The sequence below is a fragment of the Symbiopectobacterium sp. genome (assembly GCF_051710365.1).
Classification (GTDB): Bacteria; Pseudomonadota; Gammaproteobacteria; order Enterobacterales; family Enterobacteriaceae; genus Symbiopectobacterium.
The window spans coordinates 1-6,847 of the sequence record NZ_JBPETA010000158.1 but is presented as its reverse complement, the minus strand read 5'-3'; the positions used below and the strand labels follow the sequence as shown (position 1 = coordinate 6,847).

At 52.7% G+C, this 6,847-nt stretch carries 5 protein-coding genes and 1 pseudogene; 3 read left to right on the top strand and 3 right to left on the bottom strand.

Features of this window, described 5'->3' with window-relative positions:
* Nucleotides 1-129 (bottom strand): DUF4277 domain-containing protein (locus tag ACTBDZ_RS13330; protein ID WP_438815682.1); only part of this gene is annotated, 129 nt, incomplete at its 3' end.
* Between the two features lie 385 nt (nucleotides 130-514).
* Nucleotides 515-3,106: a type I DNA topoisomerase gene (gene topA, locus ACTBDZ_RS13325; protein WP_438815681.1), complete on the bottom strand. Its 2,592-nt coding sequence runs from the start codon at nucleotides 3,104-3,106 to the stop codon at nucleotides 515-517.
* A gap of 513 nt (nucleotides 3,107-3,619) precedes the next feature.
* Between topA and ACTBDZ_RS13320 the strand changes: the two genes are divergently transcribed.
* Nucleotides 3,620-3,904, top strand: a complete 285-nt coding sequence (locus ACTBDZ_RS13320; protein WP_438815680.1) for a YciN family protein — start codon at nucleotides 3,620-3,622, stop codon at nucleotides 3,902-3,904.
* A gap of 51 nt (nucleotides 3,905-3,955) precedes the next feature.
* Here ACTBDZ_RS13320 and sohB read toward each other — a convergent pair whose 3' ends face one another.
* Nucleotides 3,956-5,002 carry a protease SohB gene (gene sohB / locus ACTBDZ_RS13315; protein ID WP_438815679.1) on the bottom strand — a complete coding sequence of 349 codons (1,047 nt, stop codon included), beginning with the start codon at nucleotides 5,000-5,002 and terminating at the stop codon, nucleotides 3,956-3,958.
* Between the two features lie 315 nt (nucleotides 5,003-5,317).
* On the opposite strand from sohB, the pseudogene ACTBDZ_RS13310 reads away from it, so the two are divergent.
* Both ACTBDZ_RS13310 and cobO read left to right on the top strand, forming a co-directional pair.
* Nucleotides 5,318-6,080, top strand: a pseudogene (locus ACTBDZ_RS13310) (YciK family oxidoreductase).
* Between the two features lie 12 nt (nucleotides 6,081-6,092).
* Nucleotides 6,093-6,683, top strand: a complete 591-nt coding sequence (cobO, locus tag ACTBDZ_RS13305; RefSeq protein WP_438815678.1) for a cob(I)yrinic acid a,c-diamide adenosyltransferase — start codon at nucleotides 6,093-6,095, stop codon at nucleotides 6,681-6,683.
* Nucleotides 6,684-6,847: the final 164 nt, after the last annotated feature.

Below are 6,847 nucleotides of genomic sequence, written 5' to 3'. Positions count from 1 at the left end.
TGAGACTTTGGCTTGGTGTTTTTTGGGCAATACCGCATCGATCATTTTTGCAATACTCAGTTCATCGCACAGTGCAGCGACGAGACCTAAGTGATCAAGGTTACGGATGGTAACGTGGGGAGTACTTATGCTGATTGGTCTGCAAAAAGCAGTAATAAATTCAGAACTTCAGAATACCGTCAAGTCCCGAAAAAAGAAAAATCAGGTGCGGAATGACGGTTATATAACTATTATCTTTACATCGATAAAAATATCGCCCTCAACGTGAGCTGAGTGAGGGCGCTCATTCTAGCGCACGGCGGCGCGATCCTCTCACCTAGATCGCTATCTTCCTACCCAGATCAAAAAAGCCAGCCCAAAAGGCTGGCTCAGACGGCTTACAACATCACTTACGCTTCGTCATACTCGGCGAGAGCCGAGGATCTCTGTGAGAATAAACGCGTTTCTTCTGCAAGAGATTCCCGCTTTCGCGGGAATGACGGGGGAAGTTGGCTTTTATTCACCTGGCAGCGAGTTATTTTTTCTCAGAGGTCCACTTACCGTCTACATAGAATGCAGACCACCCTGTCGCCTTACCGTTTTTCTCCGAAGCAACGTATTGCTGCTTGGTTTTACGACTAAAGCGCACCACCGCTTTATTGCCTTCGGTATCTTCCACCGGCGCATCAGCCAGATAGCGCAGTTTTTCCGGCAGGCGATCGCGGAATCTCACCAACTCTTCCACTAACGGCGCGCGGGTTTCACGCGATTTAGGGAAGGTATTAGCGGCAAGGAATACTCCTGCCGCACCGTCACGCAGCACGAAATAGGCATCGGATTTTTCGCACGGCAGTTCGGGTAAGGGAACCGGATCTTCCTTCGGCGGCGCGACTTCACCATTGCGCAAAATCTTGCGGGTATTGGTACAGGTTTCGTTGGTGCAGGCCATGTACTTGCCAAAACGCCCCATTTTCAGGTGCATATCGGAACCACATTTGTCGCACTCCACCACCGGACCGTCGTATCCCTTGATACGAAACTCACCGTTTTCGATCTCATAGCCGTCACATGCTGGGTTATTACCACACACGTGCAGTTTGCGTTGGTTATCGATCAGGTAGCTGTCCATCGCCGTACCGCACTTGCCGCAACGACGGCGGGCACGCAGCGCATTGGTTTCAGCCTCATCCCCTTCCAGCACGTTCAGCACTTCGGCTTCAGGAATCAGGTTGATGGTGGTCTTGCAGCGCTCTTTTGGCGTCAATGCATAGCCGGAACAGCCGAGGAACACGCCGGTGCTGGCGGTACGAATCCCCATCTTGCGTCCACAGGTGGGGCAATCGATGGTGGTCAGCACCATGGCATTGGGGCGCATTCCTCCCGCTTCCGGATCCATTTCCGCTTTTTCCAACTGCTGGCTGAATTCGGCAAAAAACTCATCCAGTACCCCTTTCCACTCCGCCTGATTGTTGGCGACCTGATCGAGGCTACTTTCCATGCGCGCAGTAAAATCGTAGTTCATCAACTCGCGGAAGTTTTCTTCCAGACGGTCAGTGACAATTTCACCCATTTTTTCCGCGTAGAAACGGCGGTTTTCCACCCGCACATAGCCACGATCCTGAATGGTTGAAATGATAGAGGCGTAAGTAGATGGACGACCAATACCACGTTTTTCCAACTCTTTTACCAGCGAGGCATCGCTATAGCGGGCAGGTGGTTTGGTAAAATGCTGGCTCGGCAGCAGTTTATCCAGGGACATCACTTCCCCTACCTCAACGGTCGGCAGCGTACGGTCTTCATCACCTTTACGCAGCGCGGGCATTACTTTGGTCCAGCCATCGAAACGTAGGGTGCGTCCTTTGGCGCGTAGTTGATAGCCTTCCGCGTTCACCAACAGCGTTGTAGAGTCATATTTGGCCGGAGTCATTTGGCAGGCCACGAATTGACGCCAGATCAACTGGTAGAGTTTCTGCGCATCAGCTTCCATATCCTTCAGCGCGTCCGCCAGAACGGCGACATCCGAGGGACGAATCGCTTCATGTGCTTCCTGAGAATTTTCTTTACTGCTGTAGAGGTTCGCGCTCTCCGGCAGGTAAGCTTTACCAAAGCTGGACGCAATATAATCGCGCGCCATGGTCAGTGCATCCTGACTCAGGTTGGTGGAGTCGGTACGCATGTAGGTGATGTAACCCGCTTCGTACAAGCGCTGTGCCATCATCATGGTTTTTTTAACACCAAACCCCAAGCGGGTACTTGCCGCCTGTTGCAGCGTGGAGGTGATGAAAGGTGCCCCCGGCTTGCTGCTGGTGGGCTTGTCTTCGCGTTCCGCAACCACATAGCGTGCGGCCTCCAGCACGCTGACCGCCGCCGCTGTTTGCGCTTTATTAACCGGCTTGAACGGCTTGCCATCAAAGTGCGTCACCTGCATTTGCAATGCGGCACTCGATGACAGCAAATCCGCATGCAGTTCCCAGTACTCTTCCGGGATAAAGGCCTTGATTTCGCGTTCGCGCTCTACCACCAGACGTACTGCAACTGACTGCACGCGACCAGCAGAAAGCCCACGGGCGATTTTTTTCCACAACAGCGGAGAAACCATGTAGCCCACGACACGGTCCATAAAACGCCGCGCTTGCTGCGCATTGACCCTGTCGATATTTAATTTATCTGGTTTTTCAAACGCCTGTTTGATGGTATTTTTGGTGATTTCGTTAAACACCACGCGGCTGAAACGGCCTTCATCGCCCCCAATGATTTCCCGCAGGTGCCAGGCAATGGCTTCCCCTTCACGGTCAAGGTCGGTTGCGAGATAGACGTGGTCGGCATTGGCCGCCAGCGTTTTCAGTTCAGAGACCACTTTCTCTTTACCGGGCAGTATTTCGTAATCAGCCTGCCAGCCGTGGTACGGATCGACCCCCATACGATTGACCAGCGCGGTGCGCTCATCTTTTTTGCCGGCTTTTTTTGCTTTGCCAAGCTCAGCGCTCTTCTTCGCCGCCGCAGAACCGCTGGTCGGCAAATCACGCACATGACCGACGCTCGATTTCACCACGTAGTCATTGCCCAGATATTTGTTGATTGTTTTGGCTTTGGCCGGGGACTCAACTATGACGAGAGCTTTACCCATATGTATTGTTACCTACCGAATGCTTCATATTAACGTGTTGTTGAGGGCGTCTGGTCCCTTTTTCAAGGGACATATACGTCATTTATTCTCTACCGCTACGCCTGTTCGCGTACTTCCAGCTTCACTAGGTGGAGATTCAAGAGTACGTAACGGTCAATAAACCATTCCATAACCACATGACCATCCACGTTTTTTTCTGTAATGACGGTTAACTGCCCGCGGTGCCGCTTATGCTGCTGCAACACCGTAAAGAATTTTTTCCGCTTAACGATACAAAATCCCACACTCTACCTGATAAATGCCGCCACGCAACCTAATTAGCATGGAAACGCGGTTTTCGCCAACCTCTACTGCTCATCGTTATCGGCTGACAGCCGCGCAGTCTTCAGAAAAATTACGTCGTCTTATCAACCTGTTTTCAAAGGTTCATAAAAAAAAAACGCAAAAAAGCACAAGCGGATGCCGTCGGGGTGGCGTTAGAATAGCGCCATGAGTTTCAGCAGGAGTAACACCATGTCAGACAACGTGACTATGGCCGCAGAGAACAGCGCCACAGAGAGAACCCCGATCGACCGTCAGACACTATTGGAACAGGCTAACCGCCTGATTCAGAACCACGATGACTATCTTCACTGCATGATTGTCACCGACGTTGATCAGAAGAACGGCGTGCTAGTATTTAAAGGGGATTATTTCCTGGATGACAACGGCCTGCCGACATTAAAAACCACGGCGGTGTTTAACATGTTCAAGCACTTGGCGCATGAATTGTCAGAGAAGTATCAACTGATCGACTAAGCGAGTAATCCCTGTACGCGGTCTATCTTGCCGCGCACAGGGGTAAACGCATCAAACGAACGGGTGGCTGCCCCGCTGCCACCAACGCAGCAACAGACGCTCAGCGGAGTCACCCGCGTTCCCCATGATTTTATCCAGCAGGCGCTTGCGACTCGTATGGCGCACACTCAACACTTCATGCGTGATTATTTCCTGAATCAGTAAATCGTCGCTGGTGCCAATCGCATCGACCAGCCCTAACGTTTGCGCCTGCGTGCCAAACCAATGCTCGCCGGTGGCGGTTTTATCGATATCCAGCGTGGGTCGCATCTCTTTGACAAACTGCTTAAACAGACCGTGAGTCACGTTCAGCTCTTCACGGAATTTTTCACGCCCCTGCTCCGTATTCTCACCAAACAGCGTCAGGGTGCGCTTATATTCTCCGGCGGTATGCAGTTCCACATCGATATCATTGTTTTTCAGCAACCGATTGAAGTTGGGGATCTGAGCCACTACCCCAATAGAACCGATGATGGCAAACGGAGCCGCGACAATGCGATCGGCCACACACGCCATCATGTATCCACCGCTGGCAGCAACCTTATCCACTGCAACGGTCAACCGAATGCCACCATCGCGCAGGCGCTGCAACTGAGAAGCGGCCAACCCATAACCGTGCACCACACCGCCGGGGCTTTCCAGACGTAACAACACTTCATCCTGCAGCGTAGCGACCGCCAGCACCGCCGAGACTTCTTCACGCAGCGCAGAGACTTCACCTGCATCCATGCTGCCGTTAAAATCCAATACGTAAAGACGTGGTTTCACCACTTTCTCATCGCCGCGTTTGGCGCGTAGTTTATCTTCTTTAGCGGCAGCTTTGTCCTCTTTTTTCTTCCGCTTCGCGACCAGTTTGCGTTCCGCATCACTCATGCAGGTGTCGCGCATTTCATTTTGCATTTCGCGATACTGTTCGCCCAGGTTCATCACCTGCAACTCCCCTTTGCGCGGGCGTTTTCGCTGCGTGACACCAAAGGTCAACACGACCAGTGCGCCAATGGCCAGCACTATCGTGACTACTTTTGCCAGAAATAAGCCGTACTGAGAAAGCAATTCCACAAATACCGTCCCTCGTTTACTGAGTCATATCATGACGCCGCCGATGTTTACCTGCGCAGTTGCCTGCGACACACCACACCATCATACCGCTCGTCTTACGCCACTCCACGGTTTTCATCAAACCGGCGCGAGAGCAAAAAGACAGCCTAACGTATGGCGTGAAATATGGCGATGTTATTCATGGGTTTTTTACACCTGTTGCTGTTTTTTACCGCAGTGGCCTAAGAATGCGCCCGACGCGCATTGAATTCACCGACACATTGAGGCATAACTGCCGTTACGTCTTATGGTTTGCGGCGTATAGAGGAAAGCACCGTGCATTATCAACCTATGAATGACCTTCTTAAACACCGCCTAATTCTGGTCACCGGTGCGGGCGATGGTATTGGGCGCGAAGCCGCGCTCACTTACGCGCGCTACGGTGCCCGGTTTATCCTGCTGGGTCGCACCGAGCATAAATTACAGGATGTGCAAGCAGAAATCCTGCGTGAAACGGGGACATCATCGCTGGTTGTGCCCTGCGATTTATTAACAGTCACCGCCGAGACGTGCGCTGCGCTGACGGCTGACCTGGAAAAACAGATACCACACCTTGACGGTGTACTTGCATAACGCGGGGTTGCTTGGGGATATCGCACCGATAGCCGAACAGGATCCTGCGACCTGGCATCAAGTCATGCAAGTTAACGTGAATGCCACCTTTATGCTGACGCAGGCGCTGTTGCCCCTGTTGCTAAAAGCCGCCAGCCCCTCACTGGTGTTCACCAGTTCCAGCGTGGGTCGCGTAGGCCGAGCGGAATGGGGAGCCTATGCAGTTTCCAAATTCGCTACAGAAGGGCTTATGCAGGTCTTGGCCAACGAGTATCGTAACCAGCATTTGCGCGTTAACTGTATCAATCCAGGTGGGACGCGCGCCGCAATGCGTGCCAGCGCATTCCCGGATGAAGATCCCCTACGTCTCAAAACCCCGGCTGATATTATGCCGCTCTACCTTTATTTGATGGGCGATGACAGCAAACGCAAAACCGGCATGAGTTTCGACGCACAGCCGGGAAGAAAACCCGGCCCAGCGGTATAAGGAGCCCTGACAATGGATAACGATCGCCACAAGCAGCGCCAGCAAAAGCTGAAACAACGGGTTGACGAACGCATTGCCGCGGCCAACGAGGTGCGTGGCATCCTGATGGTTTTCACCGGCAACGGCAAGGGTAAAACCACAGCAGCCTTTGGCACCGCAACACGCGCGGTGGGACACGGCCTGCGCGTTGGCGTGATTCAATTTATCAAAGGTGAATGGCCCAACGGCGAGCGCAACCTGCTCGCCGATCGCGGCGTTGAGTTTCAGGTGATGGCGACCGTGTTTACCTGGGATACGCAGGATCGCACAGGCGATACGCTGGCAGCACAAGCCGTCTGGCAGCACGGCAAACGCATGTTGTCCGATGCTACCCTCGATCTGGTGATCCTGGATGAGTTGACCTACATGGTGAGCTACGACTATCTGGCGCTGGAGGAGGTGGTGAGCGCATTACAACAGCGACCTTCCCATCAGAGCGTGATTATTACCGGGCGCGGCTGCCACCGCGAATTGCTGGAATTGGCGGATACGGTAACGGAAATGCGGCCGACAAAACATGCGTTTGATGCAGGCATAAAGGCCCAGCAAGGCATCGACTGGTAACAAGGTTCGTTATTGCTGTTACGGGGTGTGGCGACGGCACGAGCCTGTACATAAATTTGTGTAATTGCCTGATTTTGATATGTTCAATCCAACATCAAAAGCAGGTTACTTTATGGACGAAAAACAGTTGCAGGCTCTGGCTAATGCACTGGCCAAAAATCTCA